Genomic DNA, 25,753 nt, shown 5'->3' with positions numbered 1-25,753 from the left:
ACGAGGAAGCACACCGGGGAACAAGGCCATGCCCGAAACGCTCGACGGCCCGCGCTGGGGCCCGGCCGAAGGCGGCGCGCCGCGCAAGCTGGTCGTGTTGCTGCACGGCCTCGGCGCCGACGGCTTCGACCTGATCGACCTCGCCCCCGGCTGGGGCAAGGCGGTGCCCGATGCGCTGTTCCTCGCGCCGCATGCCCCGGAGCCCTGCGACCTGGCGCCCTATGGCCGTCAATGGTTCAGCGTGCAGGACCGCACGCCGGCGCGGATGCTGGCCGGGGTGCAGGTCGCGGCCGCGCATCTCGACGCCTTCCTCGATGCCGAGACAGCACGACTCGGCCTGTCCGCCGGCGACGTTGCGCTGATGGGCTTCAGCCAGGGCGCGATGACGGCGCTGTTCACCGGGCTGCGCCGTGACCCGCCGCCGGCGGCGATCCTCGCCTATTCCGGCCGCCTGCTCGGGGCCGAAGGGCTCGCCGCCCGCCCGCCGGTGCTGCTGGTCCATGGGGAGGCGGACGAGGTGGTGCCCGTCTCCGGTAGCCGCGACGCAGAAGCGGCGCTGCGCGCGGCAGGCGTGCCGGTCGAAGCGGCGTACAGACCCGGGCTCGGGCATGGGCTCGACGATGCCGGCATCGCGCTCGGCGGCCTGATGCTGCAGCAGCATCTCGGCGCGGCCGCGTGACGACACGATGAAATGCTCCGGCGCCGCCCCGACCACCCGGCTCGCGTGTGTTGCGCTGCGGCGCGGCGGCTGGCATGAAGGCTTTGCTAACGCGGCGATGCCACAGTATCTGGGGCCAGCCTGTCGTTTCGGGCCCTAGCTCTTGGGTGTCGCCCTCGGCATGAGGAGTGACGCTTGCCCGATGGCGGAGCCTTCGTCGGCGACAGGTCCTTCCCCGCGCTCGTCCTGAACGCGGATTTCCGGCCGCTCTCCTATTTCCCGCTCTCGGTCTGGTGCTGGCAGGACGCCGTGAAGGCGGTGTTCCTCGACCGCGTCTCGGTGCTTTCGGAATACGAGACGGTGGTGCATTCGCCCTCGCTGCGCATGAAGCTGCCGAGCGTTATCGCGCTCAAGGAATTCATCCCGGCCGCGCGCCGCCCGGCCTTCACACGCTTCAACGTGTTCCTGCGCGACAGCTTCGCCTGCCAGTATTGCGGCCAGCCCAAGCCGACCCAGGACCTCACCTTCGACCATGTGGTCCCGCGCAGCCGCGGCGGGCGCACTACCTGGGAGAACGTCGTCACCGCCTGCGGGCCATGCAACCTGCGCAAGGGCAACCGCCTGCCGCGGGAGTGCCACATGCTGCCCCGCCTGCCGCCCCGCCAGCCCACAAGCTGGGAACTGCAGGAGAACGGCCGCAGCTTCCCCCCCAACTACCTGCACGAAAGCTGGCGCGACTATCTCTACTGGGATTCCGAACTGGAGAGCTGAGGGCGGCCCGACCGGAGGGCCGTCAGCCCCGAGGATCTGGATCGGCCCGCCTCCTCACTGCGGGTCCAGCGCACCCATCAGGAAGATGAGCATGCGGTCGAGCGCGATCGCCGCACGGGCATCGTCGGGCTGCGCCGCCCTGCGCCGCGCGGGATTCGCCGGATCCGGGATGTAGGAGCGGGCATCGAGCTCTCCGCCATCGATATCCCAGCCGGCATCGGCGCCACGCAGCACGTAGCGCGCCACGCCGCGTTCGGCCCCGCCAAGTGCCGCGACAAGGTCGGCGCACTGCGCGGCCTCCGCTTCATCCAGATCCCCATGCACCAGCAGGATGCGCCCCTGGCCGGGCTGCGGGCGCAGCGCCGGCGCCCTGGCGATCAGCCCGGCGTCGCAGCCCGGATACACCAGCACGGCCGCACGCAGCGCTCCCCCGTGCTCCGCCCAGCCCTCCAGCACCGCGCGCGCCCCCAAGCCGATGCCGATCACCGCGACCCGGCCGGGGTCGAGTTCCGCCCCGTGATCCAGCGCGGCCAGCGTGAGCCCCAGACGCCGCCCGACCGGCTCGACATTGGGATGCGCCGGGGTGCCCTCGTCGGCGACGAGCCCGTCGAAATCCGCATCCAGCACCCCGAAGCCGAGGGAAAGCAGGCGCTGCGCATAGAGTTCGCTCCGGCCGTCGAGCACGCTCTCGCCGTCGCCGAGCAGCAGGATGCCGGCTACCCGGTCCTCGGCCTCCATCGACGCCGGCAGCGACAGCAGCCCCCAGGCCGTTTCGCTGAGGGAGACCGGGCGGATGACGCCGACCGCCTTGCCATGTTCGAGCTCGTGCATCGCGGATGCGGGAACCGCCGCGAGGAATAGGAGCAGCGCCACCGCGCTGCTGGAAAGCCGCTGCCGCAACCCCTCAAGGACGCGGCTCGCCATGCTGCCCATCGCCATGCCCTCCCCCGGGTCGGCGGGAACCGGTCCGCACCCGGAACGCTGGCGATGTTACGAAGAGCATTCCATCTGTTGTTCAGTATACAATGGAATTCCTGGATTTTCCCTTGATTGCGCCCGGCGCCGCCGCGAGGCTGCCCATCCCGAGGCACCCGATGCGGGCTCGCTGTGGGCGCCGCCGGTCCCGGCGCCGGCTCATGGCGCGGCCTGGGCGGAGGACAACCGGATGCAGCCGCGCTGGCATGCCCTGCTGGTCCTTGCGGGAGCCCGCACCAGCATGGGCTTCCAGTTCCAGTCGCTCGCCTCCGTCTCGCCCTGGCTGATGGACGATCTCGGCCTCGGCTATGGCGAACTCGGCACGCTGATCGGCCTGTATTTCCTGCCCGGCGTGCTCGTCGCGCTGCCCGGCGGCGCGCTCGGGCGGCGCTTCGGCGATGCGCGGATGGTGGGGATCGGTCTGGCGCTGATGGTGGCGGGCGGCGCGCTCGCCGCGCTGGCACCGGATGCGCGGGTGCTGGCCATCGGCCGCCTGGTGTCCGGCACGGGCGGGGTGCTGCTCAACGTGCTGATGGCGAAGATGGTCACCGACTGGTTCGCCGGCGAGCGCGACCTGACGCTCGCCATGGCGGTCTTCGTCAATTCCTTCCCGATCGGGGTCGGGCTGGCGCTGCTGCTGCTGGCACCGCTGGCGGCGGTGGCCGGCTGGGCGGCCGGGCTCGGCGCCGCCGCCGGCGCGGCGCTGCTCGCCTGGCTGCTGCTCCGCCTGGCCTATCGGCGGCATCCGAACGACGGCGTGGCGGCCCCGGGTGCGCGGCCCTGGCCCTCCTTGCGGGAGGCCGGGCTGGTCAGCATGGCCGGGGCGCAATGGGGCATCTTCAACGGCGCTTTCGGGGTGATGTTCGGCTTCGCGCCGACATTGCTGGCGCAGCGGGGGATGTCGCCGGCCGCGGCGGGCCTGCTGGTCGGCATCGCGACCTGGGCTCTGGTCGCCTCGGTCCAGGCGGGCGGGATGCTGGCGCAGCGCGGCCTGCGCCCCCTGCTGCTGATGGCCGTGGGGGCCGGCGGCTGGGCCGCGCTGCTGGTGGCGCTGGTGCTGTCCGATTCGCTGGCGGGGCCGGCCCTGCTCGCGGCGGGACTCGTGATGGGGCTGCCGGTCGGGGTGATCATGTCCCTGCCCGCCCAGGCGCTGCGGCCGGAGAACCGGGCCGTCGGCCTCGGCCTGTTCTATGTCTGGCTCTATGTCGGCCATGGCGGGCTGCCGCCGCTGGCCGGCTGGCTCGGCGACCGGTCGGGCAGCCTCGCCTTGCCGCTGCTCGTCACCGCCGCGCTCGTGTTCGCCATGATCCCGCTTCTCTGGCTGTTCGGCCGCCTGGCCGCGCCCGCGCCGGGGCGCAGCCGCTGAGCGCCTATCGCCTCTCCCGCCCCGCGCCACGCCAGATGAAGGCCGCGAGCCCGATTGCGTAGAGCAGGTTCATCTGCGGCACCGTCAGCGGCAGCCATTCGAAGGCATAGGCCGGCTCGTCGCAGGATTTGCTCGGCATCGCAGGCAGGCTGGCCAGCATGTCGTCCACGCTGCCGAGCGTCGCCGTCGGCGCCAGGCAGGCCGGCAGCGGCGAGGGCCACCAGCCCTGCTCCACGCCGACATGCACCACCGCGATCGCGCCCGAGGCCAGCACCGCCAGCGCCGCCCCGCGCAGCGCCCAGACGCGCAGCCGCGCCGGCAAAGCGAGCGCGAGGAGCGCGATCGCCGCCGCCACCCAATAGGGCCAGCGCTGCCACAGGCAGAGCGCGCAGGGCGCAAGCCCGGGCCAGCGCTCGCTGCCCATGGCGATCAGCGGCGCGGCGGCGGCGAGGATCGCGGCGATCAGCGGGAACGGCATGGCGCGAAGATCGTCCCGCCGCGCGCGCTCCGCAACTGGACCCACGCCGGTGCGCCGCCTACCCTGCCGGCGCGAAGGCAGGGGTCACGTCATGCTGCGAATCTGGGGCCGCACCAACTCGTCCAACGTCATGAAGGTGCTCTGCCTCTGCGAGGAGCTCGGCATCGCCTTCGAGCGCGTGGATGCCGGCGGCGCCTTCGGCCGCACGCAGGAGCCCGCCTATCTCGCGATGAACCCCAACGCGCTGGTGCCGACCATCGAGGATGACGGCTTCGTCCTGTGGGAGAGCAACGCGATCATGCGCTACCTGGCGCGCACCCGCGCGCCGGGCGGCACGATCTATCCTGCCGATCCGAAGGTCGCCGCCGATTGCGACCGCTGGCTGGACTGGCAGCTCGGCACGCTCAACGCGCCGATGACGACGATCTTCTTCACCTTCGTCCGCATCCCCGAACCCGACCGCGACCTGCCCGCCGCCGCCAAGGCGCGCGACGCGGCGGAGCGGCTCTGGGCGATGGTGGAGGCGAAGCTTGGCGGCAACGACTGGGTGTGCGGGCAGCACTTCACCATCGCGGACATCGCGCTCGGCATCTACGCGCATCGCTGGTTCAGCCTGCCCATCGCGCGCAAGCCGATGCCGGCGCTGGAGGCGTGGTATGCGCGGCTCAAGACGCGGCCCGGCTTCGCGAAGCACTGCGCCGGGCCGTTGAGCTGAAGGCTCACCGCGTCAGCACGGCCGGCCAGTTGCGGTCCGCGGCGGTGATGAAGCCCGGGATGTCGCGCAGCCAGCGGCGCTGCACGCCGGCATCGTAGTTCACGTAGAGCTTGCCCTCCACGATGCGCCACTGCAGCGGGTCGGCCGGCGCCGTGTAGCCCTGCGCGACGGCCCAGGCGCAATAGCCGCCAAATTGCGGCGCGTAGCGCGCGGGATCGGCCAGGAAGGCGTCGCGGTTCGCCGCATCGGCGAAGCGCCAGCGCGCGCCGCCCCATTCGGCCTCGAACCGCGCCTCGCCGCGCACCGGGCGCGCCTGCGTGAAATAGGCGACGGCGTCGTAGCCGCGCAGCGCAAGCCCGTCCTCGGCGTTGATCTCCGGCTTCGCGGCGCGCGCCGCCTGCGGCGCGACGGCGAGACCGATGAACAGCGCGGCGAGGCTGCGGCGGTCGAGACGGATTGCGGGGCTCTGCATGGCGTTTGCTCCTCGGCGGATGCTGCCGGAACTTCGCCGCACAGCGTCGCCGGGTTACGCCCCGTTCAGCGGGACGCGCCGGGCACCCAGGCCACGTCGCGCGCGCCGTTGCCGTTCAGCCGGCGCGCCAGCACGAACAGGTGGTCCGAGAGCCGGTTGAGGTAGCGGATCACCGCAGCGTTCACCGTCTCCTCGCCGGCCAGCGCCACCACCAGCCGCTCGGCGCGCCGCACCACGGTGCGTGCGACATGCGCCTGCGCGGCACCCGGCGAGCCGCCGGGCAGCACGAAGCTCGACAGCGGCGGGATCACGGCGTTCATCGCCGCCAGCTCCTGTTCCAGCCGCAGGCATTGCGCGTCGCTGACGCGCAAGCGGTCCGCCGCAACCCCCGGCACGCAGAGATCGGCGCCCAGGTCGAAAAGATCGTTCTGCACGCGGGCGAGCATCGCATCGGCCTCGGCATCGCCGGCCAGGTGCAGGCGCAGCACGCCGAGCGCGGCATTCGCCTCGTCCACCGTCCCGAAGGCCTCCACGCGCAAGGAATCCTTGCGCACCCGCCCGCCGTCGCCGAGCGAGGTCTCCCCGCCGTCGCCGCCGCGGGTCGTGATCACGTCGAGCTTCACCATCATCGTTCTCCCTCGAGACGGAAGGTGATGCTGAGAGACACCGCCGAAAAGACCGCCCGCCCTTCCTGCCGCCCCGGCTCGAAGCGCCAGAGCCGCACCGTGCGCTCCGCCTCCCGGTCCAGCGCGACGAAGCCGGAGGAGGTGACGACGGAGAGATCGGCGACGCGCCCCGCCGGGTCCACCTGCACCAGCAGGGTCACGCGCCCCTGCTCGCCGCGCCGCCGGCTCGCCAGCGGATATTGCGGCGAGGGGTTCTGGGCGGCGGATGGCCGTGGCGGGACGATGGCGCCGATCGCTGCGGCGGCGCCGGAAGCCATGGCCGTCGCGCTGCCTTCCGTCGCGGCGCGGGCGGGCGGCGACCAGACCTCGCGGGTGCGGGGCGCGGGCTGCGGTGTCGGTTGCGACGCCGGGCGCGCGGCGGGGGCGGGCGGCGGCGGGGCGGGCGGCGGCGGCAGGGGCAGCGCGGCCTCCTGCACCGGGGCCTCGGCCTCGGAAGGCGGCGGCGGCGTCACGCCCTCCGGCGCGGCGGGCAGCGGCAGGGGCGGCGCCGGGGGCGGCGGCAGCGCGGCGAGGGCAGGCGACGGGACCGGGCCCGGCGGCACGGGCGGCGCGGCCTCCGGCGGCGGAGGCACAGGCGCTGCCGACTGCGGCGGAGGCACAGATGCTGCCGCCTGCGGCGGCGGCACAGATGCTGCCGCCTGCGGCGGCGGGGGGGCAGGTGGCGGCGCCGGGGGCGGCGTCTCCGGCGCGGCCGCGACCGGCGGCGGCGGCACGGCGGGGGGCGCGCCCGGCGGCGCGGGCTCGGCGGCACTGTCGGCGGGATCGCCGGCACCGCCGTCGGAGGCTGCCCAGATCAGCGCCACCGGCTGTTCCACCGCCGTCGGCAGGGGTTGCGAGGCACTCCAGAGCAGCGCCGCCAGCACCGCGCCATGCAGCAGCAGGGAGGCGGCGAAGGAGGCGGAGTGGCGCCCGCTTCCCGCCCCTGTCCCTGCCCGCGACGGCCTCACAGCACCAGGACGCCCCTGTGTTTCGCCTTGCCCTCTGGCTCGACATGGATGGTGATGGTCGCGTTGCCGAGCTCGGCCTTCAGCGCCGCCTCCACCCGGTCGCAGATGTCGTGCGCATCCGTCACGGTCATCGCCGCCGGGACCACCAGGTGGAACTCCACGAAGGTGAACCGGCCGGAATGGCGCGTGCGCATGTCATGCGCCTCGATCGCGCCCTCGGCGTTCCGCGCCACGAGCTCGCGGATGCGCGCCAGCGTCTCGGCCGGCACCGCCTCGTCCATCAGCCCACCGACGGATTCGCGCATCAGCCGCGTGCCGGACCAGAGAATGTTGAGCGCGGTCAGCGCCGCGAGCAGCGGATCGAGCCACAGGATGCCCGTGAGCGCCACCAGCGCCACGCCGACCAGCACGCCGCCCGAGGTCACCACATCGGCCAGCAGGTGCCGCGCATCCGCCAGCAGCGCCGGGGAGCGCCCTGCCCGGCCGCGGCGGAACAGCAGCGCGGCCCAGGCGGCATTCACGCCCGTGGCCACCGCGGAGACCACAAGGCCGAGCGGCGCCTGGTCGAGCGGCCGCGGATTCTGCCAGGCGGCCCAGGACTCGTGCAGGATCAGCAGCGCGGCCACGATGATCAGCGCGCCTTCCAGCACGGCGGAGAAATACTCCGCCTTGGCGTGGCCATAGGGATGGTTGGCGTCGGGCGGCAGGGCCGAGAGCCGGATCGCCAGCAGCGCCGCCACGGCGGCGGCGACGTTCACCACCGATTCGAGCGCGTCGGCGAACAGCGCGACCGAGCCCGTGATCCACCAGGCACCGGCCTTGAGAGCGAGCACGGCCAGCGCCACCGCGACGGAGGCGGCGGCGACGTGCTCGATGCGCGAGGCCCTGGTCTCGGCCAAACGGAAAACCTTCCCCGGTGCTGGGCGAGGCAGGGTTTTGCCCCGCCCGGCCCGGCGCCGGCAACCCTCAGACGCTGAAGTACTTCGCCCGCGGGTGGTGCAGCACGATCGCGCTGGTGGATTGCTCCGGATGGAGCTGCCACTCGTCGCTGATCGTCACGCCGATGCGCTCGGCGCCGAGCAGCCTCAGCAACGGCTCCTGGTCCTCCAGCCGCGGGCAGGCGGGGTAGCCGAAGGAATAGCGGCCGCCGCGATAGCCCTGCTGCAGCATCTTCTCGATGTCGCGGTCGTCCTCGCCGGCGAAGCCCCATTCGGCGCGGATGCGCTTGTGGACGTATTCCGCCATCGCCTCCGCCATCTCGACCGACAGGCCGTGCAGGTAGAGGTAGTCCTGGTAGCGATTTTCCTCGAACCAGTCCCGCGCCATGTCGGACGCCTTCTGGCCGACGGTGACGACCTGCAGGCCGATCACGTCGCGCCCGTCCTCGATGTCGGTCACGAAGTCGGCGATGCACTCGCCGTCCTCCTTGGGCTGGCGCGGCAGGGTGAAGCGGCACGCCTCCGTCACGCCGTCCTCCTCGAACAGCACCAGGTCGTTGCCCTGGCCCGCGCATTTCCAGTAGCCGTAGATCGCCTGCGGCTTCAGGATCTTCTGCTCGTCCGTCAGCGACAGCATCCGCTTCAGCACGGGGCGCAGCTCCTGCTTCGCCCAGCCGAGGAAGTCGTCGAGCGAGCGGCCGGCCTTCCGGAAGCCCCACTGGAATTGATAGAGGCTGCGCTCGTTGATGAAGGGCACCAGCGCCTTCGGCGCCGCCTCCATCACGCGCGCACCCCAGAAGGGCGGCGTCGGCGCGCTGCTCTCGGCACTCACGCGACGCCGGCGCGCCTGGGCGTAGTTCACGTCCACCGGCGCGAAGCCGCGCGGATCGGCCTGGCCTAGCGTGCGCTTCTCGTTCTTCGCCTTGCCCTTGCGCTTGGCCTGCAGCGCGGCGAGGTAGTCGTCGAAGCCGTTGCCCATCACCTTGTCCATCAGGTGCAGGCCGTCGAAGGCGTCCCGCGCATAGGCCACGCGCCCGCAGGCATAGGCCTTCACGCAATCCTCCTCGACATAGTTGCGCGTCAGCGCCGCGCCGCCGAGCAGAACCGGAAGCTCGACGCCCTGGCGCGACATCTCCTCGAGGTTCTCGCGCATCACCACGGTGGACTTCACCAGCAGGCCCGACATGCCGATGGCATGCGCCTTGTGCTCCCTCGCGGCGGTGACGATGTCGGCCAGCGGCACCTTGATGCCGAGGTTCACCACCTTGTAGCCGTTGTTGGTCAGGATGATGTCCACGAGGTTCTTGCCGATGTCGTGGACGTCGCCCTTGACCGTGCCGAGCACGATCGTCCCCTTCTCCTGACCCTCGACGCGCTCCATGTGCGGCTCGAGATAGGCGACCGCCGCCTTCATCGTCTCCGCGCTCTGCAGCACGAAGGGCAGCTGCATCTTGCCCGCGCCGAACAGGTCGCCCACCACCTTCATCCCGTCGAGCAGGATGTCGTTGATGATGGAGAGCGGCGCGATGCCCTTGGCCAGCGCATCCGCGAGTTCGTCGTCCAGCCCCTTGCGGTCACCGTCCACGATGCGGTCCTTGAGCCGCTCCTCCACCGTCTCGGCGCGCTTCTTCGCGCCGGCATCCGCGGCCTTCCGGCCGGCGAACATCTCCAGCACCTTCTGGAGCGGGTCGTAGCCCTCGCGCCTCCGGTCGTAGATCAGATCCTCCATGACCTGCACTTCCTCGGGCGGGATCTGGTGCAGAGGCTTGATCTTGGAGACATGCACGATCGCGCCCGTCATCCCCGCCTTCACGGCGTGGTCGAGGAAGACGCTGTTCAGCACGTGGCGCGCGGCCGGGTTCAGGCCGAAGGAGATGTTGGAGAGGCCCAGGATGATCTGGATCTCCGGGAACTTCTCGCGGATCGCGCGGATGCCTTCCAGCGTCCACTGACCGAGCTTGCGGTCGTCCTCGTTGCCCGTGGCGATGGTGAAGGTCAGCGGGTCGATCATCAGGTCCGACTGCGGCAGGCCGTAGCGGTTGCAGGCGAAGTCCACCAGGCGCTCCGCGATGCGCAGCTTGTCCTCGGCGGTCTTGGCCATGCCGACCTCGTCGATGGTCAGCGCGATCACCGCGGCGCCGAATTTCTTCGCCAGCACCATGCGGTCATGCGCCGCCTTCTCGCCTTCCTCGAAGTTGATCGAGTTGATGATCGCCTTGCCGCCATGCAGCTTCAGCGCCGCCTCGATCACCGGCGTCTCGGTGCTGTCGATCACCAGCGGGCTGTTCACGCTGCTGGTGAAGCGGCGCACCACCTCGTTCATCTCCGCCATCTCATCGCGGCCGACGAAAGCGGTGCAGATGTCGAGGCTGTTGCTGCCCTCCGCCACCTGCTCGCGCCCGATCGCCAGGCACCCGTCCCAGTCGTGCTGCGCCTGCCGCTCGCGCCAAGCCTTCGACCCGTTCGCGTTGCAGCGCTCGCCGATCGAGAAGTAGCTGTTCTCCTGCCGGAGCGCCGTCGCCGTGTAGAGGCTGGCGACGGAGGGCACCCAGAACGGCTTGCGCGCCACCGGCGCCGGCCGCGCCGCGCCGCCCGCCAGCTTGCGCAGCAGCGCATCCAACGCCGCGATATGCGTGTCGTTGGTCCCGCAGCAGCCGCCGATCAGGTTCAGCCCGTCCTCCGTGACGAAGCGCTCCATCCAGGTGGCGAGCTCCGACGGGCCGAGCGGATAATGCGTCTTCCCGTCCACCAGCTCCGGCAGGCCGGCATTGGGCTGCACGCTGATCAGGCCGGGCCAGTTCTTCGACAGCCAGCGGACATGCTCCGCCATCTCCTGCGGGCCGGTCGCGCAATTCAGGCCGAGCAACGGCACGTCCAGCGCATGCACCACCGCGGCGGCGGCCGAGATGTCGGGGCCGACCAGCAGCGTGCCCGTCGTCTCGACGGTGACCTGCACGAAGATCGGGATGTCCGACTTCGCTTCCGCGCGCGCGATCTTCGCGGCGTTGACGGCCGCCTTGATGTAGAGCGTGTCTTGGTTGGTCTCGGTCAGCAGCGCATCCGCGCCGCCGGCGATCAGGCCGCGGCACTGCACCACCAGCGCCGCCTCCAGCGCGTCGTAGCCGATGTTGCCGAGCGTCGGCAGCTTGGTCCCCGGCCCGATGTCGCCGATGACGTAGCGATGGCGGCCGTCGGCGAACTCCGCCGCCGCCTCGCGCGCGATCTCGACCGCGAGCTTGTTGATCTCGAACGCCTTCTCCTCCAGCTCGAACTCGCCGAGCGTGACGGGCGAACCGCCGAAGGTGTTGGTCAGCACCATGTCGGCGCCGGCGGCGAAGTAGCTGTGATGGATCTCGCGCACGATGTCGGGGCGCGAGAGGTTCAGCACCTCCGTGCAGTTCTCCTTGCCCCAGAAGTCGCGCTCGATGTCGAGCGTCATGCCCTGGATGCGGGCGCCGAAGCCGCCGTCGCAGAGCAGGACGCGATCGCGCAGTGCGTCGAGAAGATGGGGGCGGGACATGCGGTACCTCAGCGGGCGAGAGCGGAAACGGAAGCGGGCTGGCGCTGTGCGGGCCAGACGCGGACGGTGAGCGGGCCGGGAATGCTGGTGGCCTGCGCCAGGCTGCAGCCGGCGGCACCCAGCCAGCCGGCAAGCTGCGCATCGTCGAAGCCGGGCCAGCGATGCGCATGCTTCTCCAGCAGCGCGGCCTCCCCATGCGCGGCGAGGTCGGCGATCAGCAGCGAACCGCCCGGGCGCAGCACCCGCGCGGCCTCGGCCAGCGCGGCGGCCGGATCCTCGGCGTAGTGCAGCACCATCTGCATCGCGACGGCGTCGAAGGACGCATCGGCGAAGGGCAGGCGATACATGTCCGCCTGGCGCACCGTGGCGCGGTCGGCGAGGCCGCGCTCCGCCAGGCGCGCGCGCGCCAGCGCCAGCATGTCGCGGCTCATGTCCACACCGAGGGCGCGCTCGGCGCGTGGCGCCACCAGTTCCAGCAGGCGGCCGGTCCCGGTGCCGATGTCGAGCAGCGCCTCCATCCGGGCGGGGAGCGAATCCAGCAGCGCCTGCTCGATGGCCGCCGCCGGCAGGCCGAGGGCGCGCATCTCGTCCCAGTCCATGCCGTCGCGGCGGAAGGCGTCGGAGGCGCTGCGGGCTCGCTCCGCCGCCAGCCGCGCCGCCACGCGCCGGTCGGCGGAAAGCCGCACGTCATCCTCGGGCAGGCGGGCGAGGATCATCCGCGCCAGCTCGGCGCCGGCCGGCATCTGGAAATAGGCGTTCGATCCCTCCGGCACGCGCTCCAGCAGCCCGGCATCCGTCAGCAGCTTGAGATGCCGCGACAGCCGCGGCTGGGACTGCCCGAGCACGGCGCAAAGGTCGGTCACGCACAGCGGCTGGCGGGCGCAGAGGGCGAGCAGGCGGAGCCGCGTCGGCTCGGCCGCGGCGCGCAGCTGCGTGAGAAGGTCGTCCATGCGCTTGCAAATGGCATAAAGATATCCTTATGTCCAGCACATGACCTGGTCGCTCGACGCACGTATCCCGATCGTGACCGTGGCGGACCCGGCGGCCCTGGCCGTAGCGCTGGCCGCGGGAAAGCCGGCGGCCGTGCTGGCGGCGACGCCGCACCCGGACCTGCCTGGCGCCATCGCCTCGGCCAGCTTCGAGCCATCCGGGCCGGCCCATCCCGCCGCCTGCGCCTGCTGCGCCGGGCGCAGCGCCGCCGCGGCAGCGCTCGACCGCCTGTTCCAGGCCCGTGTCCGCGGCCAATGCGGCTGGTTCGAGCGCGTCCTGGCGCTGGCCGGCACCGATGCGGCGCGGGCCGAGATCGCCGCGGCGCTGCGCGAGGATGCCGTCACCGCGGCCCGGTTCCGCGCCGCGAACTGACCCTCCCGCTGCGACAGGTCGCCACGGCGCGCGTTGCGGGGCAGGATCGGGCCGGAGGATATGCCCATGCGCATGTTGCTGATGTCGTTCGCGCTCTCCCTCGCTGCGGGCGCGGCCCTCGCGCAGCCCTTCGGCGACCCCGCCGCGGGACGGCGCCTCGCGGAGGCCCGGTGCAGCGCCTGCCATGCGATCGGGCCCGGCGCGTCGGGTCGCAGCATTCCGGGCGTTCCGGCCTTCGCCGACGTCGCGGCGATGCCCTCCACCACCCAACTCGCGCTGCAGGCCTTCCTGCGCCAGCCGCACCCGCCGATGCCGGACATCGTGCTGACGCCGGCCGAGCTCGACAACGTGATCGCCTACATCCTGTCGCTGCGGGGCGAGCCCCGGCGCTGAGGGTCAGGCGGGCACGGCGAAGCTGGCTTCCGCGGCGCCCAGCGCGCCGAAGCTGGCACGCAGCGTCCCCGTGGGCTCCATCGGCAGGGCGAGGCCGGCGACGACCAGCAGCGCGCCCGCCGGCAGCCCACCCATGCGCCGCGCCGCGGCCGCGGCCTCGGCGAAGGCAGCGGCCAGGTCGGTCTCGATGCCGCGCGCCCGGCTGCCCTTCGGCCCCAGGGCGACGCGCAAGCGGCCGGGTTCCAGCACCTTCGCCCGCCCCACTACGACGAGGCCGAGCCGCGCCAGGTCGGCCGCCAGCAGGCGCGGATCCTCCGGCAGCGCGGTGAACCGGCTGGCGGCGATGTCGAGCGCCGGGTGCAGCCGCGCAAAGACCGGCGGCATATCCGCCCCTTCCTCGAGCGGCTCCGCCAGGACGCCGATCACCGCGGCGGTGACCTGCGGATGGCGCAGCGTCGCCGGTGCCACCGACACCCCCGTTCGCAAGAGCCGCCCCTCGATCAACGGGCCGGCCAGCGCGCCGCCTTCCGGCCGGCGGACCAGCCGCAGGCCAATGGGCGCGATCCCCAGCGCCTCCAGGACGGCAAGCGCGGTGTCCTCGGCCTCCGCCATGTCGGTCGGGGCGAGTTCCGTCGGCAGCGGCGCCAGCGGATTGCCCGTCTCGACGGCTTCCGCGATCCAGCGCCCCGCCGCGGCGGGATCATGGCTCGCCATCAGTTCAGCGGCGGCAGGCTGATCTCTTCCTGCTCCTGGAAGCCGCCCGCGGGCGGGCTGTCCAGCATGGTCGGCGCGCCAGGCTCGATCGGTGCGTTGCCGTAGAGCGCCTCCGGCAGCCAGGTGACCAGATCGGGGAAGATGTAGACGAGCGCCATGGTGAAGACGACGATGTAGATGAACGGCATGCAGCCGGCGAAGATCTGCTCGAGCTTCACCTGAGGCGGCGCGACGCCCTTCAGGTAGAAGGCCGCCATCGCCACGGGCGGCGACAGGAAGCTGGTCTGCAGGTTCAGCGCGACGAGGATGCCGAAGAAGATCGGGCTCACGCCGAAATCGTCGAGCAGCGGCAGGAAGATCGGCACGAAGATCACGATGATCTCGGTCCATTCCAGCGGCCAGCCGAGGATGAAGATGATCACCTGCGCCAGCAGCAGGAAGGTGAAGCTGTTGAGCGGCAGGCTCTTGACGAACTCCTCGACCACCGTCTGCCCGCCGAGATAGCCGAACACCGAGGAGAAGATGTAGCTGCCGACGAACAGCCAGCAGACCATCGCGCTGGTCCGCGCGGTGAGGAACACGCTCTCCTTCAGCTTCTGCCAGGTGAAGGCGCGGTAGGCGATGGCGAGCACGATCGAGCCGAGGCTGCCCATCGCCGCCGCCTCGGACGGCGTGGCGAGCCCCATGATGATGGACCCGAGCACCGCGGCGATCAGGAAGGCCAGCGGGAAGAAGGAGGTGAGCAGCGAGAGCAGGATCGTGCTGACGGGGACGTTGCGCTCCTCCGGCGGCAGGCGCGGCGCCATGTCGGGGCGGACGATGCCGACGCCGACCGCATAGAGGATGTAGAGCAGCGCGAGCGTCACGCCGGGGATGAAGGCGGCGGCGTAGAGCTGCACCACCGAGACGCCCGCCGTCGCGCCGTAGAGGATCAGCATGATCGAGGGCGGGATGAGGATGCCGAGGCAGCCGCCCGCGCAGGTGACGCCGGCCGCGAGCCGCGCATCGTATCCCGCGCGCAGCATCGCGGGGAAGGCCAGCAGGCCCATCAGCGTGACCACCGCGCCGACGATGCCGGTCGCCGTCGCGAACAGCGCGCAGGTGGCGAGCGTCGCGACCGCGAGCGATCCCGGCAGCCCGCCGGAGGCGAGCTGCAGCGAGCGGAACAGCCGGTCGAGGATGTTCGCCCGCTCGATGATGTAGCCCATGAAGACGAAGAGCGGCACGGAGATCAGCACGTCGTTGCTCATCACCGCATAGGTGCGCTGCACCAGCAGGTCGAAGACGCGCTCCTGCATGCCGAGGTAGCCGAAGAAGAGGCCCATCGCCATCAGCGTGAAGGCGATGGGGAAGCCCAGCATGATGAAGAACAGGAACAGCAGGAGCTGCGTGAGCCCCAGGGCGGCATCAGAGATCATGGTGTGCCCTCAGGCGCCGGCGCCGGCGTACGCCGGCTTGGCTTGCGCGCCTCTGACGGGTTGCACGGATGACGACGGCTGGGCGGTGCGCTGGCCGGCCTTGCCGGCCGCGTCGGATCGTTCTTCGCCATGGCGCGGCGTCAGCCTTCGTGGTGGTCGCGCGCGTGCGGGCGGGGGTCGCGGGAGGCCTTCTCCTCGACCTCGTGCGCCGCCTTCAGGATCGCCGCCTCGCCACCGCTGGCCATCTCGGCGGCCAGGGCCTCCGCGCCCTTCTCCTGCGCGGCGAGCAGGATCTGCTTCTCGAGCTCCTCGACGTCGGAGATGCGCGGCGGCCAGTCGCCGCTGCGGATGCACTGCACGCAGCGCACGACCTCCACCAGCCCCTGCAGCAGCAGCAGCAGGCCAACGGCAGGAATGAGGAACTTGAACGGCCAGATGATCGGCCCCGTGGGGCTGACGCTGCTCCGCTCGTTCTGCATCCAGCTCAGCTCGAAGAAGTGCCAGCCGGAGATCATGAAGGCCATGATCGCCGGGAAGAAGAACAGCATGTAGAGGACGAGGTCGAACTTCGCCTGCAGCGTCGGGTGGAAGTTCCGGTAGAGGAAGTCGCCGCGCACATGCCCGTTGCGGCTCAGCGCATAGGCGCCGGCCAGCATGAACAGGCCGCCATAGAGCATGTAGGAGACGTCGTAGGCCCAGTCGGTCGGCGCGCGGAAGAAGCGGCGCGCCGTCACGTCGTAGACGATGGCGGCCGTCAGCAGCAGGATCGCCCAGGAGCCGAACTGGCCGACGAAGGTGGACAGCCGGTCGATGCCGAGCGCCACCTTCAGCATGCCGGGACGCTTCGAGAAGATGATGCCTGCCACCACCGCCGCCGCCACGATGGCGGCGATGAGATAGACCGCGCCTCTGTCCGTCATCCGGCCGCGCTCCCCTCCGCGAAGAAAGGCCGGTCCGGGGCTGCCCCCGGACCGGCCCGCACCGTCACGCCGCCCGGATCAGCCGCGGGCGAAGAAGTGGTTGTAGCTGATCACCGGGCTCGCCTCGTAGCGGAGGAAGAACCCGCCGACGCGCCGGCACCAGTCGCGCTGGCTGTCGCAGACCTTCTTGAAGTAGGGCCCCGCCGCCGGGGAGGAGGTGTCGGCCTCGAGCCGGCGGACGACGTTGTCCCAGGCGCGCAGCTGCGCATCCAGGATGGGGCGCGGGGTCGGGCGGACATTCACGCCGGCCTGCGCCAGGGCGACGAGGTCGCGCGAGTAGCGGTCCTGCAGCTTCCAGGACATGTCGGCCGAAGCGGCTTCCGACGCGGTGCGGATGATCGCCTTCTGCTCCGCCGGCAGGGCGTCGAACTTCGCCCTGTTGAACAGCACCTCGAAGCTCTCGGTGCGCTGGTGGAAGGACTGGATCATGTAGTTCTTGGCGACATCGGGGAAGCCGAGCACGCGGTCGGAGGACGGGTTGTTGAACTCCGCGCCGTCGATCACGCCGCGCTCCAGCGCCGGCACGATCTCGCCGCCCGGCAGCGCGACCACGGCGGCGCCCATCTCGTTGAACAGGTCGGTGGCCAGGCCGACCGTGCGGTAGCGCAGGCCGCGGATCTGCTCGACGCGCTCGATCGGGTTCTTGAACCAGCCGAGCGGCTGCGTCGGCATCGGCCCGGTCTGGAAGCCCACGACGTTGAGCCGCAGGATGTCGTGCATCAGCTCATTGTACAGCGCCTCGCCGCCGCCGTAGTAGAACCAGCCGAGCAGCTGGTTGGCGTCGCCGAACCAAGGCGGGGAGGTGCCGAACAGGCTGAACGCCTTGTTCTTGCCGAACCAGTAGGCCGAGACGCCGTGGCCGCCATCCAGCGTGCCGGCATGCACCGCGTCGAGCAGCTGGAAGGCGCCGACGACCGCGCCGGCCGCGAGCAGTTCGAGCCGCAGGCGGCCGCCCGCCATGTTGTTCACGCGCGTGACGTAGTCCTGCGCGAATTCGTGGAAGATGTCGCGCTGCGGCCAGGTGGACTGGAAGCGCAGCACGACGGTCTGCGCGCGGCTCACATTCGGGGTGGCCAGGACCGCGGCGCCGGCAGTCCCGACGGCGGCCGCCTTCAGCAGGCCGCGACGGCCGGGCGTCTTGGTGGCTTCGGACATACGATTCCTCCCAGCAGCCGGCTGCTTTTGCTGCGATCCGGCGGGTTGACGTGCGCTTCCTTAACGGAGGGAAGCGGCGCAACGCAATGCCCGGTTGAGGCCGCCGCCGATCCGCCCGGCGGCTACTTGGTGACGAAGGCCTTTTCGACGACGTAACTGCCGGGGTTACTGTTCGAACCCTCGACGAAGCCCCGCGCCTCCAGCAGCGCCCTGACATCGGCATTCATCGCCTCGGACCCGCAGAGCATCGCCCTGTCCCGCTCGGGCGAAAGCGGCGGCAGGCCGAAGCGGCCGGTCAGGCTGCCGCTCTCGATCATGGTCGTGATGCGCTCGGTCGTCCCGAAGGGCTCACGGGTCACGCTCGGCAGGTAGGTGAGCTTGCCGGCCACCATCTCGCCGAGCAGCTCGTGCTCCGGCAGGTCCTTCGAGATCAGCTCGCGATAGGCCAGTTCCGCCACCTGCCGGACCGTATGCACCAGCACGATCCGGTCGAAGCGGTCATAGGTCTCGGGCTCGCGGATCAGGCTCATGAAGGGGGCGAGCCCGGTGCCCGTCGCGAACAGCCACAGCACGCCGCCGGGCAGCAGGTTCTCGTTCACCAGCGTCCCGGTCGCCTTCTTGCCGATCAGCACGCCGTCGCCAGGCCTGATGTGCTGCAGGCGCGAGGTCAGCGGCCCGTGCTGCACCTTGATGGAGAGGAACTCCAGGTGCTCCTCCCAGGGCGGGGAGACCATGGAATAGGCGCGGACCAGCGGCTTACCCTCCACCACCAGCCCGATCATCGCGAACTGGCCGGCGCCGAAGCGGAAGGACGTGTCGCGCGTGCAGGTGAAGGAGAACAGCCGGTCGGTCCAGTGATGCACCGTCAGCACCCGCTCCATGAAGAAGCCGGGGGGCGCCGCGGGCAGCGGGGCGGGCGCGGTGATGTCGGGGGCGGAGGTGCTCATGGGTCTCCTAGATGCCTGCGGCGGGCGCATGCTGCAACGCGGAAGGGCGGCGCGCCTTGCGATGGCGCAACTCCCGCGGCGAGCGCATCCTGCCCCGCGCGAAACACCAGCGGAACGCCACGCATGACAGAGCCGCCCATCGGCCCCGAGCTGGACCCCACCCCACGCCCCCTCCCCGCCCGCATCCCGCATCGCGGCGGGGCGGTGGTGCTGGAGCCGCTGGCGCTGCGCCATGCCGAGGATCTCTGGCAGGCCGCGCAATCGGACGCGGCGGGCCATTCCTGGGCCTATATGGGCTACGGCCCCTTCGCTGACGCCGCCGCCATGCGCCGCCATGTCGCCGCCTTCGCCACCACCCACGACCCGATGGCCTGGGCCGTCCGCCCGCTCCGCTCCGGCCGGGTCGAGGGCTGGCTGACGCTGATGGAGATCCAGCCCGCCCACGCCGCGATCGAGCTCGGCAACATCTGGTTCTCGCCCCGCATGCAGCGCACGCGGGCGGCGACCGAGGCGATGTTCCTGCTGATGCGCCACGCGATGGACGACCTCGGCTACCGCCGCCTGGTCTGGAAGTGCAACGCGCTCAACGCCCCCTCCCGCGCCGCCGCCGACCGGCTCGGCTTCGTCTTCGAGGGCGAGCACCGCGCCCATCTGGTGGTGAAAGGGCGGCGCCGCGACACCGCCTGGTATTCCATCCTGGCCGAGGAATGGCCGGCACGGCGGGATGCCATCGCCGCCTGGCTGGACGATTCGAACTGGGACCATCTGGGCGCGCCGCGCAGCAGCCTCTCGGCCGCGACGGCCGGGCTGGCGGGCTAGGCGGGCCGCGCCCGGCATTGTCTTCGCGCCCCAGTTGCCGCAGGTTCCGTTGCGACAAGAACTGATCGGGGACAGGCCTGCCATGCCGCGCGAGATCGAGGACCGGGTGGGCGCCTTCGTGCCGGGGCCGCGCGTGGAACTCGCCGGTGCGGCGGAAGGGCCGCTGGCCGGGCTCGATTTCGCGGTCAAGGACCTGTTCGACGTCGCCGGCGCGCCGACCACCTATGGCAACCCGGACTGGGCCCGCACCCATCCCCCGGCCGCCGCCACGGCGCCGATCGTCCAGTCCCTGCTGCAGGCCGGCGCCAGCCTGCGCGGCAAGACCAAGACCGTGGAACTGGCCTATGGCCTGACCGGCGAGAATGTCTGGCACGGCACGCCGACCAACCCGGCGGCGCCCGACCGCTTCCCCGGCGGCTCCTCCTGCGGCTCGGCCGCGGCGGTCGCGGCGGGGCTGGTGGATTTCGCGCTGGGGTCCGACACGGGCGGGTCGGTGCGCATCCCGGCGTCCTATTGCGGCGTCTTCGGCATCCGCCCCTCCTGGGGGGTGATCAGCCTGGCCGGCGCCTGCCCGCTCGGTCCCTCCTTCGACACGCCGGGCTGGTTCGCCCGCGACGCCGCCGTGCTGCGCCGGGTCGGCGAGGTGCTGCTGCCCTCGGGCGGCGATGCGCCGCTCGGCCCGCTGCTGAAGGTGCAGGAGGCCTGGATCAACGCCGTCCCGGCGACCGCCGCGGCGCTGTCCGGCGCGCTGGGCGCGGCGGAGCGCGTGCTCGGCCCGGCCATGGGCATCCACCTGGTGCCCGAGACCCTCGACCAGCTCTACGAGAATTTCCGCGTGGTGCAGGCCGAGGAAGCCTGGGCGAGCCTCGGTTCCTGGATCGAGGCGACGAAGCCGCAGTTCGGCCCCGGCGTGGGCGAACGCTTCGCCGCGGCGAAGGCGGTGGACCCGGCGGCGGCGGCGGCCGGAAGGCGCCTGCGGGATTCGGTGCGCCAGCGCGTGCGCGCGCTGCTCGCGGGCGGCGCCGTGCTTGTCTACCCGACCTCGCCCATCCCGGCGCCGCGGCTCGATTCGGCCATGGACATGCAGCAGGCGGTGCGCGAGCGGACCATGGGTGTCACCGCCATCGCCGGCCTCGCGGGGCTTTGCGAGGTCAGCCTGCCGGCGGCAAAGGCGGAGGGCGCGCCGGTCGGCCTCTCGCTGGTTGCCGCGCCGGGCCGCGACCGCGCGCTGCTGGCTCTGGCCGAGCGCGTGGCCGAGGCACTGCAGCTGCCGGGTTGACGCGGCCCGATGACCGAAGGGGCGAAGCCCCGCAGGTCTGAATCGGCCCGCTACGCATGCAAAGCTACCCGATGACCGAAGGGGCGAAGCCCCGCAGGTCTGAATCGGCCCGCTACGCATGCAAAGCTACCCGATGACCGAAGGGGCGAAGCCCCGCAGGTCTGAATCGGCCCGCGCTACAATCACGCCCGCGAAGCTTGCCGCCGCGCGCGACCGGACGTAAGCGCCTGCCCCATGCAGATCCGCGACGCCACCGATGCCGACGTGCCCGCGATCACCGCGATCTTCGCGCATCACGTGCTGCACGGCGCCGGCACCTTCGAGGAGGTGCCGCCCGACGCCGCGCAGATGGCCGCCCGGCTCACCCGCATCCGCGCCCATGGCTGGGCCTGGCTGGTGGCGGAGGCACCGGACGGCACGCTGCTCGGCTACGCCCATTACGAACAGTTCCGCGACCGCTCCGCCTATCGGCACTGCGCCGAGAACGCGATCTATGTGCGCGACGACGTGCGCGGCCAGGGCGTCGGCAAGGCGCTGGTCCAGGCGCTGCTCGACCGCGCCGAGGAAGCGGGCTTCCGCCAGATGCTGGCGCTGATCGGCGATGCCGAGAATGTCGGCTCGATCGGGCTGCATGTCTCGCTCGGCTTCCGGCAGGCGGGGATCGTGAAGTCCGTGGGCCTGAAGTTCGGCCGCTGGGTGGACCTCGTCGTCATGCAGAAGCCGCTCGGCGAGGGTGACCGCAGCCTGCCGGGCTGAATTCCCTACCGCAGGGCGGTAACGACCAGCATCGCCGCCCACAGGGCCACCGCCAGCAGCCCGACGCGCTCGGCATGCCACAGCAGGCGGCGGCGCAGCACCTCCTTCAGGCGCCGCTGCACCTCGGCCCGCGCCATTCCCTGAACCGTCTCCGGCGCAAGTTCCTGCAGCATCATCAGGGGCTCGCTGTGCCGCATGTCCCGCCCCGGCGTGCGCCAGGCCATCACCAGCAGCGTCACCGCCACCAGCGCGGCCAGGTCGGCGCCGCTGCGGAAAGCGAGCGGCAGGTCATAGGACAGCGACAGCATCACGAGCCCGACGCCGAGCCCGGCGAAGCCGAGCGCGCGGCGGATGCTGCGGTCCGTGACGAACTCCAGGGGATCCATCGGGGCGTCGTCTCCCGGTCGGGTTGCGCAGCATGGCCGTGTCGCGGCGGCGTCTTCAACCTGGAATTCGCGGCCTGACGCGGCGTGCGAGCCGGCCGCGCCGCCGGACTGCTCACGCTTCGACCACCCGTGCATGCAATTCCCGCAGCGTGACCCCGGAGAGGTGGTCCTCCATGGCGCGCTCCGCGTCGTCCAGCACCCCGCGCAGCAGCCCGGGCACCGCGCGGCCGAGAGCGTCGCCGTTCATCCGGGGCCCCGGATGATTCGGCAGAAGGGGCAGGCCCGGCCGGCGCATCGCCATCCAGACCTCGGCCAGCGTGATCTCCTCCGGCGGGCGGGCGAGCTCCGCCCCGCCCGGCCCGCGCCGGACCCTGAGCAGCCCGGCCCGGGCGAGCTGCCCGGCCAGGCGGCGGATCACCACCGGGTTGGTGCCGACGCTGCCCGCGATCCGGCCGCTTGTCGCCTGCCCGCCCGGCTCGGTGGCGAGGAGGAGGAGGATGTGGATGGCAACGGCGAAGCGCGTGGCGACCATGGTCAGCCCAACACGCGCGATGCGTGCCGAGGTTCCCGGCTGTTTGCCCGAGGCTTGACCGTTGCGCGAACGGAGGGCGAACATGCGCCCATGTCCCTTGCCTTCGCGCCGCCGCCGGCGGCCCGCACCCTGGCCGTCTGCCGGGCCGCCGCGCGGTTCTGCGCACGGCTCGGCTGGGCGCCGGTGACCGAGATGCCGCTGCCCAATGGCCGCCGCGCGGACATCCTGGCGCTGCTGCCCGATGGCGGCTTCGCGGTGATCGAGGTGAAGTCCTGCGCCCGCGATTTTCTCTCGGACCAGAAATGGCCGGAGTACCGGGAGTTCTGCGACCGGCTGTATTTCGCCGTGGACCTGGATTTCCCGCAGGAGTTGATCCCGGAGGAGGTGGGGCTGCTGGTGACCGATGGCACCGATGCGACGCGCGTACGGGAGGCACCGGACCATCGGCTGGCGGGCGCCCGCCGCAAGGCGCTGTTGCACCGCTATGCGGTGACGGCGGCGGGGCGGCTGGCGGCCATGCAGGATCCGGCGGGCCTGGCGGAGCTGCGGGCGGCGCTCAGGGTGGAGTAGCGCACCCTTACCCCGCTACAGCGCCGGATCGAGCCCCCGCAGCCGCGCCGCCAGGTAGCTCGCATAGTCGTCCGTCATGCCCGCGACGAAGTCGATCGCGCAGCGAATGTTTTCGGAGGGCGAGAAATCCGCCCGCGGCTCGTAGTCCTGCATGAGCGAGAGAACCTGCCGCTGCCGGTGCGTCAGCCCCGCGCGGTCGCCGCCCGACCGGACGAAGGCGAGGCAGGCGGGCACGAAGACGTCGAGCGCCTTGCCCAGCACGTCCTGCGCGCCGATCTCGAACTCGATCTTGCGCGGATGGAAATAGATCACCCGCGCATTGTGCGCCTTGATCGCCGCCAGCGCCGCCGCATGCGGCCGCCCCGCGCCGTCGCAGAGATCGAGCAACCCCTGCCGCGGCGGCACCGCCCCCGCCAGGATCGCCTCGCGGTTCGCCAGGAAGGCGTCCTTGCACGCCTCGATCAGCGTGCCGATCGCCCGCGCGCGGAGATACGCGATGCGCTGCGGCACCGTCTCCTCCGCCTCCAGGCTGCGTGTGCTGGTGCAGCAGGGCGCGACGAGGTCGCGATACTCGCCGTACCCGATCATGCCGAGTTCGACCGCGTCCTCGAGATCCGCCAGCGAATAGACGATGTCGTCCGCGGCCTCCATCAGCCACACCGCTGGGTGGCGCGGGTTCTCCCCGGCGAGCCCCGCCGCCTGCCACACCGCGGCGAAGGCCGCCGCCTCGGTGGCGAAATGGCCGAACTTCACGCCCGGCCGGCCGCCGCGCGCCGCGCGCGGATCGCCGGCGTCCCAGGGATACTTCAGGAAGGCCGCGAGCGTCGCGAGGGTCAGCTTCATCCCGCCGCGTTGCCGGTAGCCATCCGCCCGCGTCAGGATCCGAAAACCCTGCGCATTGCCGTCGAAATGCGCGAGGTCGGGATCGAGGCCGAGCGACCCGCTCCGCGCCAGGAAGCCCGCCATCCACTCCGCGATCACCTCCTCCCCCGCATGGCCGAAGGGCGGGTTGCCGATGTCATGCGCGAGGCAGGTGGCCTGCACCAGGTAGCCCAGGTCGTCCGGCGTGCGCCCGAAGTCCACGCCCGCCTCGCGTAGCGCCGTGCCCGTCGCGAAACCGAGGGAGCGGCCGACGCTCGCCACTTCCAGCGTGTGGACCAGGCGGTTGCGCACATGCGCGTTGGTCGGCAGCGGATGCACCTGCGTCTTCTTCTGCAGCCGCCGGAAGGGGCGGGAGAAGACGATGCGGTCCTGGTCGATCTGGAAGGCGTTGCGGTTGTCGTCCGGCCGCCGCGCGCCGCCCTCGAAGCGGTCGTCGCGGAACAGCAGCGCCCAGTCCATCAGCCCTTGATCTTGGCCACCGTCGCCGTGGTGCTCTGGCCGGGCAGCAGCGCCGCGAGCTTCACCACGCCACCCCACTCGCCCACCAGGTCGCCGCCGACCACCTGCGCAACCGTGTAGTCCGCGCCCTTCACCAGCACGTCAGGCCGCAACTGCCGGATCAGCTCCACCGGCGTGTCCTCCTCGAACAGGGTCACGCAGTCCACCGAAGCGAGGCTCGCCAGCACCGCGGCACGCGCCGCCTCGCCCTGGATCGGGCGGGACGGGCCCTTCAGGCGCTTCACGCTGGAATCGGCGTTCAGCCCCACCACCAGCCGGTCGCACCAGCCGCGCGCCTGTTCCAGCAGATGGACATGGCCCGGATGCAGCAGGTCGAAGCAGCCATTGGTGAAGCCGATCCGCCAGCCGCGGCGGCGCCAGCGCTCCACCTGCTCCACCGCCTGGGCGCGGCCCATCACCTTGCGCAGTGCGCCGCGCTCCGGCGTCAGCGCCTCCAGCAGGTCGGATTCGCGGGCGACGGCGGTGCCGATCTTTCCCACCACGATGCCCGCCGCAATGTTCGCGAGCCGCGCGGCCAAGGGCACCGGAAGCCCGGCCGCGATTCCCGCCGCCACCACCGCCACCACCGTGTCGCCGGCGCCGGAGACGTCGTGCACCTCCGGCGCTTCGGCCGGGAAGTGACGCACCGCGTCGGCATCCGCCAGCGTCATCCCGTCCTCGCTGCGGGTCACCAGCACGGCGCCGAAGCCGTGGCGCGTGCGCAGCGTCTCCGCGGCGGCGACGATCGCCTCCTCGCTCTCCACCGGCATGCCGGTGGCCAGGGCGAGCTCGGCGCGATTCGGCGTGATCAGGTCGGCGCCCGCATAGCGGCCGTAGTCGCCGCCCTTCGGGTCCACCACCACGCGCCGCCCGGCCGCCCGTGCCGCGGTGATCAGGCGCTGGCAGGTGTCGCCGGCCAGCACGCCCTTCTGGTAGTCGGACAGCACCATCACCGTCGTCGCCGCCACCGCGTCGGCCGCGATCCGCACCAGGCGCTCGGCCAGGCGCTCATGGATGGCGCTCGACTGCTCGTGGTCGGCGCGCAGCAATTGCTGGCCGGCGGCGATGAAGCGGGTCTTGGTGGTGGTGGCGCGGCCGCCCTGCACCAGCAGCCAGGGCTCTACATTGGGCTGGCCACCGATCAGGCCGGTGAGGTCGCTGCCCGCCTGGTCGTCCCCCACCACGGAGACGAAGGCCACCGCCGCGCCGAGCGCGGTCAGGTTGCGGACCACGTTGCCGGCACCGCCGGGCATCGCGACCTCGCGCTCCACGGCGATCACGGGCACCGGCGCCTCGGGGCTGACGCGCTGCACCCTGCCATAGACGTAGCGGTCGAGCATGGCGTCGCCCACCACGAGCACCGAGGCGCGACGAAGCTGGCGGACGGCATCCGCGAGGTCGCCCGCTGGAATCTCGGGCATCGGGCGATCGCCGGGCGCGGGGCCTTGCATGACAGATCGCCTACCCCACCCCTTGCATCCTGCGCAAGGCACGCCTTGCAGGTTTCGGCCCCGGTCGCACGCCGGGCATCACGCG

The 25,753-nt window shown here is 71.8% G+C and carries 27 protein-coding genes; 10 read left to right on the top strand and 17 right to left on the bottom strand.

Annotation, left to right across the window (positions count from 1 at the left end):
• Nucleotides 1–28 precede the first annotated feature (28 nt).
• Both DFH01_RS18270 and DFH01_RS18265 read left to right on the top strand, forming a co-directional pair.
• Nucleotides 29–679, top strand: a complete 651-nt coding sequence (locus DFH01_RS18270; protein WP_109871913.1) for an alpha/beta hydrolase — start codon at nucleotides 29–31, stop codon at nucleotides 677–679.
• A 174-nt stretch (nucleotides 680–853) separates the two neighbouring features.
• Nucleotides 854–1,429 (top strand): HNH endonuclease, encoded by a 576-nt coding sequence (locus tag DFH01_RS18265; RefSeq protein WP_109871912.1) that lies wholly within the window; start codon nucleotides 854–856, stop codon nucleotides 1,427–1,429.
• Between the two features lie 54 nt (nucleotides 1,430–1,483).
• On the opposite strand, the gene DFH01_RS27865 is transcribed toward DFH01_RS18265, so the two are convergent.
• Nucleotides 1,484–2,353 (bottom strand): dienelactone hydrolase family protein, encoded by an 870-nt coding sequence (locus DFH01_RS27865; RefSeq protein WP_233256175.1) that lies wholly within the window; start codon nucleotides 2,351–2,353, stop codon nucleotides 1,484–1,486.
• 241 nt (nucleotides 2,354–2,594) lie between these two features.
• Here DFH01_RS27865 and DFH01_RS18260 point away from each other — a divergent pair, with 241 nt between their 5' ends.
• Complete coding sequence (locus tag DFH01_RS18260; RefSeq protein ID WP_158287808.1) at nucleotides 2,595–3,770, top strand: MFS transporter; 1,176 nt, start codon at nucleotides 2,595–2,597, stop codon at nucleotides 3,768–3,770.
• 4 nt (nucleotides 3,771–3,774) lie between these two features.
• Here DFH01_RS18260 and DFH01_RS18255 read toward each other — a convergent pair whose 3' ends face one another.
• Nucleotides 3,775–4,248, bottom strand: coding sequence for a disulfide bond formation protein B (locus DFH01_RS18255; protein WP_109871910.1), 474 nt, complete (start codon nucleotides 4,246–4,248; stop codon nucleotides 3,775–3,777).
• Nucleotides 4,249–4,339: 91 nt separating this feature from the next.
• Between DFH01_RS18255 and DFH01_RS18250 the strand changes: the two genes are divergently transcribed.
• Complete coding sequence (locus DFH01_RS18250) at nucleotides 4,340–4,963, top strand: glutathione S-transferase family protein (RefSeq protein ID WP_109871909.1); 624 nt, start codon at nucleotides 4,340–4,342, stop codon at nucleotides 4,961–4,963.
• Between the two features lie 4 nt (nucleotides 4,964–4,967).
• Here DFH01_RS18250 and DFH01_RS18245 read toward each other — a convergent pair whose 3' ends face one another.
• From DFH01_RS18245 to DFH01_RS18220, 6 genes are all read right to left on the bottom strand, one after another.
• Nucleotides 4,968–5,435, bottom strand: a complete 468-nt coding sequence (locus DFH01_RS18245) for a YHS domain-containing (seleno)protein (protein ID WP_109871908.1) — start codon at nucleotides 5,433–5,435, stop codon at nucleotides 4,968–4,970.
• Nucleotides 5,436–5,500: 65 nt separating this feature from the next.
• A complete protein-coding gene (locus tag DFH01_RS18240; protein ID WP_109871907.1) occupies nucleotides 5,501–6,061 on the bottom strand; it encodes a cob(I)yrinic acid a,c-diamide adenosyltransferase in 561 nt (186 codons plus the stop codon).
• Complete coding sequence (locus DFH01_RS18235) at nucleotides 6,061–7,068, bottom strand: energy transducer TonB (protein ID WP_146217087.1); 1,008 nt, start codon at nucleotides 7,066–7,068, stop codon at nucleotides 6,061–6,063. The genes DFH01_RS18240 and DFH01_RS18235 overlap by 1 nt, the downstream gene beginning before the upstream one ends.
• Nucleotides 7,065–7,967 (bottom strand): cation diffusion facilitator family transporter, encoded by a 903-nt coding sequence (locus DFH01_RS18230; protein WP_199231286.1) that lies wholly within the window; start codon nucleotides 7,965–7,967, stop codon nucleotides 7,065–7,067. Before DFH01_RS18230 ends, DFH01_RS18235 begins: the two co-directional genes overlap by 4 nt.
• Before the next feature lie 67 nt (nucleotides 7,968–8,034).
• On the bottom strand, nucleotides 8,035–11,526 hold the full coding sequence (metH, locus tag DFH01_RS18225; protein ID WP_109871905.1) for a methionine synthase: 3,492 nt from the start codon (nucleotides 11,524–11,526) through the stop codon (nucleotides 8,035–8,037).
• Between the two features lie 8 nt (nucleotides 11,527–11,534).
• Nucleotides 11,535–12,476, bottom strand: a complete 942-nt coding sequence (locus tag DFH01_RS18220) for an ArsR/SmtB family transcription factor (protein WP_109871904.1) — start codon at nucleotides 12,474–12,476, stop codon at nucleotides 11,535–11,537.
• A gap of 40 nt (nucleotides 12,477–12,516) precedes the next feature.
• On the opposite strand from DFH01_RS18220, the gene DFH01_RS18215 reads away from it, so the two are divergent.
• The gene (locus DFH01_RS18215) at nucleotides 12,517–12,888 is read left to right on the top strand and encodes a hypothetical protein (protein ID WP_109871903.1); all 372 of its coding nucleotides are present in this window, start codon (nucleotides 12,517–12,519) and stop codon (nucleotides 12,886–12,888) included.
• A 66-nt stretch (nucleotides 12,889–12,954) separates the two neighbouring features.
• Nucleotides 12,955–13,281: a c-type cytochrome gene (locus DFH01_RS18210; protein WP_199231285.1), complete on the top strand. Its 327-nt coding sequence runs from the start codon at nucleotides 12,955–12,957 to the stop codon at nucleotides 13,279–13,281.
• 3 nt (nucleotides 13,282–13,284) lie between these two features.
• On the opposite strand, the gene DFH01_RS18205 is transcribed toward DFH01_RS18210, so the two are convergent.
• From DFH01_RS18205 to DFH01_RS18185, 5 genes are all read right to left on the bottom strand, one after another.
• Complete coding sequence (locus DFH01_RS18205) at nucleotides 13,285–13,995, bottom strand: hypothetical protein (RefSeq protein ID WP_109871901.1); 711 nt, start codon at nucleotides 13,993–13,995, stop codon at nucleotides 13,285–13,287.
• The gene (locus DFH01_RS18200) at nucleotides 13,995–15,413 is read right to left on the bottom strand and encodes a TRAP transporter large permease (protein ID WP_109871900.1); all 1,419 of its coding nucleotides are present in this window, start codon (nucleotides 15,411–15,413) and stop codon (nucleotides 13,995–13,997) included. Before DFH01_RS18200 ends, DFH01_RS18205 begins: the two co-directional genes overlap by 1 nt.
• 140 nt (nucleotides 15,414–15,553) lie before the next feature.
• Complete coding sequence (locus DFH01_RS18195; RefSeq protein ID WP_233256174.1) at nucleotides 15,554–16,333, bottom strand: TRAP transporter small permease subunit; 780 nt, start codon at nucleotides 16,331–16,333, stop codon at nucleotides 15,554–15,556.
• 78 nt (nucleotides 16,334–16,411) lie between these two features.
• On the bottom strand, nucleotides 16,412–17,548 hold the full coding sequence (locus tag DFH01_RS18190; RefSeq protein WP_109871899.1) for a TRAP transporter substrate-binding protein: 1,137 nt from the start codon (nucleotides 17,546–17,548) through the stop codon (nucleotides 16,412–16,414).
• Between the two features lie 122 nt (nucleotides 17,549–17,670).
• Nucleotides 17,671–18,429 (bottom strand): ferredoxin--NADP reductase, encoded by a 759-nt coding sequence (locus tag DFH01_RS18185; RefSeq protein WP_109872381.1) that lies wholly within the window; start codon nucleotides 18,427–18,429, stop codon nucleotides 17,671–17,673.
• 189 nt (nucleotides 18,430–18,618) lie between these two features.
• Here DFH01_RS18185 and DFH01_RS18180 point away from each other — a divergent pair, with 189 nt between their 5' ends.
• From DFH01_RS18180 to DFH01_RS18170, 3 genes are all read left to right on the top strand, one after another.
• Nucleotides 18,619–19,314, top strand: coding sequence for a GNAT family N-acetyltransferase (locus tag DFH01_RS18180; RefSeq protein WP_109871898.1), 696 nt, complete (start codon nucleotides 18,619–18,621; stop codon nucleotides 19,312–19,314).
• Between the two features lie 82 nt (nucleotides 19,315–19,396).
• Complete coding sequence (locus tag DFH01_RS18175) at nucleotides 19,397–20,593, top strand: amidase (RefSeq protein ID WP_109871897.1); 1,197 nt, start codon at nucleotides 19,397–19,399, stop codon at nucleotides 20,591–20,593.
• Nucleotides 20,594–20,827: 234 nt separating this feature from the next.
• The gene (locus DFH01_RS18170; RefSeq protein WP_109871896.1) at nucleotides 20,828–21,349 is read left to right on the top strand and encodes a GNAT family N-acetyltransferase; all 522 of its coding nucleotides are present in this window, start codon (nucleotides 20,828–20,830) and stop codon (nucleotides 21,347–21,349) included.
• Nucleotides 21,350–21,354: 5 nt separating this feature from the next.
• On the opposite strand, the gene DFH01_RS18165 is transcribed toward DFH01_RS18170, so the two are convergent.
• Entirely contained in the window at nucleotides 21,355–21,735 is a 381-nt protein-coding gene (locus DFH01_RS18165; RefSeq protein ID WP_109871895.1) for a hypothetical protein, read from the bottom strand.
• 112 nt (nucleotides 21,736–21,847) lie between these two features.
• Nucleotides 21,848–22,351 carry an Rrf2 family transcriptional regulator gene (locus DFH01_RS18160; protein ID WP_199231283.1) on the bottom strand — a complete coding sequence of 168 codons (504 nt, stop codon included), beginning with the start codon at nucleotides 22,349–22,351 and terminating at the stop codon, nucleotides 21,848–21,850.
• A 6-nt stretch (nucleotides 22,352–22,357) separates the two neighbouring features.
• On the opposite strand from DFH01_RS18160, the gene DFH01_RS18155 reads away from it, so the two are divergent.
• Nucleotides 22,358–22,837 carry an MmcB family DNA repair protein gene (locus DFH01_RS18155; RefSeq protein WP_109871893.1) on the top strand — a complete coding sequence of 160 codons (480 nt, stop codon included), beginning with the start codon at nucleotides 22,358–22,360 and terminating at the stop codon, nucleotides 22,835–22,837.
• Nucleotides 22,838–22,852: 15 nt separating this feature from the next.
• Here the strand turns inward: DFH01_RS18155 and dgt are convergent, their stop codons facing one another.
• Both dgt and rfaE1 read right to left on the bottom strand, forming a co-directional pair.
• Nucleotides 22,853–24,178 (bottom strand): dGTP triphosphohydrolase, encoded by a 1,326-nt coding sequence (dgt, locus tag DFH01_RS18150; RefSeq protein WP_109871892.1) that lies wholly within the window; start codon nucleotides 24,176–24,178, stop codon nucleotides 22,853–22,855.
• Nucleotides 24,178–25,638: a D-glycero-beta-D-manno-heptose-7-phosphate kinase gene (gene rfaE1, locus DFH01_RS18145; protein ID WP_109872380.1), complete on the bottom strand. Its 1,461-nt coding sequence runs from the start codon at nucleotides 25,636–25,638 to the stop codon at nucleotides 24,178–24,180. The genes dgt and rfaE1 overlap by 1 nt, the downstream gene beginning before the upstream one ends.
• Nucleotides 25,639–25,753: the final 115 nt, after the last annotated feature.

It is taken from the genome of Falsiroseomonas bella, assembly GCF_003173615.1.
GTDB classification, from domain to species: domain Bacteria; phylum Pseudomonadota; class Alphaproteobacteria; order Acetobacterales; family Acetobacteraceae; genus Falsiroseomonas; species Falsiroseomonas bella.
The sequence above is the reverse complement of the archived record's forward strand: the minus strand, read 5'-3'. Positions and strand labels throughout refer to the sequence as shown.

Bases quoted from the DNA above. Each gene is read 5' to 3' on its own strand.
- DFH01_RS18270 (WP_109871913.1), top strand. From the start codon at position 29: ATGCCCGAAACGCTCGACGGCCCGCGCTGGGGCCCGGCCGAAGGCGGC.
- DFH01_RS27865 (WP_233256175.1), bottom strand. From the start codon at position 2,353: ATGGCGAGCCGCGTCCTTGAGGGGTTGCGGCAGCGGCTTTCCAGCAGC.
- DFH01_RS18260 (WP_158287808.1), top strand. From the start codon at position 2,595: ATGCAGCCGCGCTGGCATGCCCTGCTGGTCCTTGCGGGAGCCCGCACC.
- DFH01_RS18255 (WP_109871910.1), bottom strand. From the start codon at position 4,248: ATGCCGTTCCCGCTGATCGCCGCGATCCTCGCCGCCGCCGCGCCGCTG.
- DFH01_RS18250 (WP_109871909.1), top strand. From the start codon at position 4,340: ATGCTGCGAATCTGGGGCCGCACCAACTCGTCCAACGTCATGAAGGTG.
- DFH01_RS18245 (WP_109871908.1), bottom strand. From the start codon at position 5,435: ATGCAGAGCCCCGCAATCCGTCTCGACCGCCGCAGCCTCGCCGCGCTG.
- DFH01_RS18240 (WP_109871907.1), bottom strand. From the start codon at position 6,061: ATGGTGAAGCTCGACGTGATCACGACCCGCGGCGGCGACGGCGGGGAG.
- metH (WP_109871905.1), bottom strand. From the start codon at position 11,526: ATGTCCCGCCCCCATCTTCTCGACGCACTGCGCGATCGCGTCCTGCTC.
- DFH01_RS18220 (WP_109871904.1), bottom strand. From the start codon at position 12,476: ATGGACGACCTTCTCACGCAGCTGCGCGCCGCGGCCGAGCCGACGCGG.
- DFH01_RS18215 (WP_109871903.1), top strand. From the start codon at position 12,517: ATGACCTGGTCGCTCGACGCACGTATCCCGATCGTGACCGTGGCGGAC.
- DFH01_RS18210 (WP_199231285.1), top strand. From the start codon at position 12,955: ATGCGCATGTTGCTGATGTCGTTCGCGCTCTCCCTCGCTGCGGGCGCG.
- DFH01_RS18205 (WP_109871901.1), bottom strand. From the start codon at position 13,995: ATGGCGAGCCATGATCCCGCCGCGGCGGGGCGCTGGATCGCGGAAGCC.
- DFH01_RS18200 (WP_109871900.1), bottom strand. From the start codon at position 15,413: ATGATCTCTGATGCCGCCCTGGGGCTCACGCAGCTCCTGCTGTTCCTG.
- DFH01_RS18195 (WP_233256174.1), bottom strand. From the start codon at position 16,333: ATGACGGACAGAGGCGCGGTCTATCTCATCGCCGCCATCGTGGCGGCG.
- DFH01_RS18190 (WP_109871899.1), bottom strand. From the start codon at position 17,548: ATGTCCGAAGCCACCAAGACGCCCGGCCGTCGCGGCCTGCTGAAGGCG.
- DFH01_RS18185 (WP_109872381.1), bottom strand. From the start codon at position 18,429: ATGGAGCGGGTGCTGACGGTGCATCACTGGACCGACCGGCTGTTCTCC.
- DFH01_RS18180 (WP_109871898.1), top strand. From the start codon at position 18,619: ATGACAGAGCCGCCCATCGGCCCCGAGCTGGACCCCACCCCACGCCCC.
- DFH01_RS18175 (WP_109871897.1), top strand. From the start codon at position 19,397: ATGCCGCGCGAGATCGAGGACCGGGTGGGCGCCTTCGTGCCGGGGCCG.
- DFH01_RS18170 (WP_109871896.1), top strand. From the start codon at position 20,828: ATGCAGATCCGCGACGCCACCGATGCCGACGTGCCCGCGATCACCGCG.
- DFH01_RS18165 (WP_109871895.1), bottom strand. From the start codon at position 21,735: ATGGATCCCCTGGAGTTCGTCACGGACCGCAGCATCCGCCGCGCGCTC.
- DFH01_RS18160 (WP_199231283.1), bottom strand. From the start codon at position 22,351: ATGTTCGCCCTCCGTTCGCGCAACGGTCAAGCCTCGGGCAAACAGCCG.
- DFH01_RS18155 (WP_109871893.1), top strand. From the start codon at position 22,358: ATGTCCCTTGCCTTCGCGCCGCCGCCGGCGGCCCGCACCCTGGCCGTC.
- dgt (WP_109871892.1), bottom strand. From the start codon at position 24,178: ATGGACTGGGCGCTGCTGTTCCGCGACGACCGCTTCGAGGGCGGCGCG.
- rfaE1 (WP_109872380.1), bottom strand. From the start codon at position 25,638: ATGCCCGAGATTCCAGCGGGCGACCTCGCGGATGCCGTCCGCCAGCTT.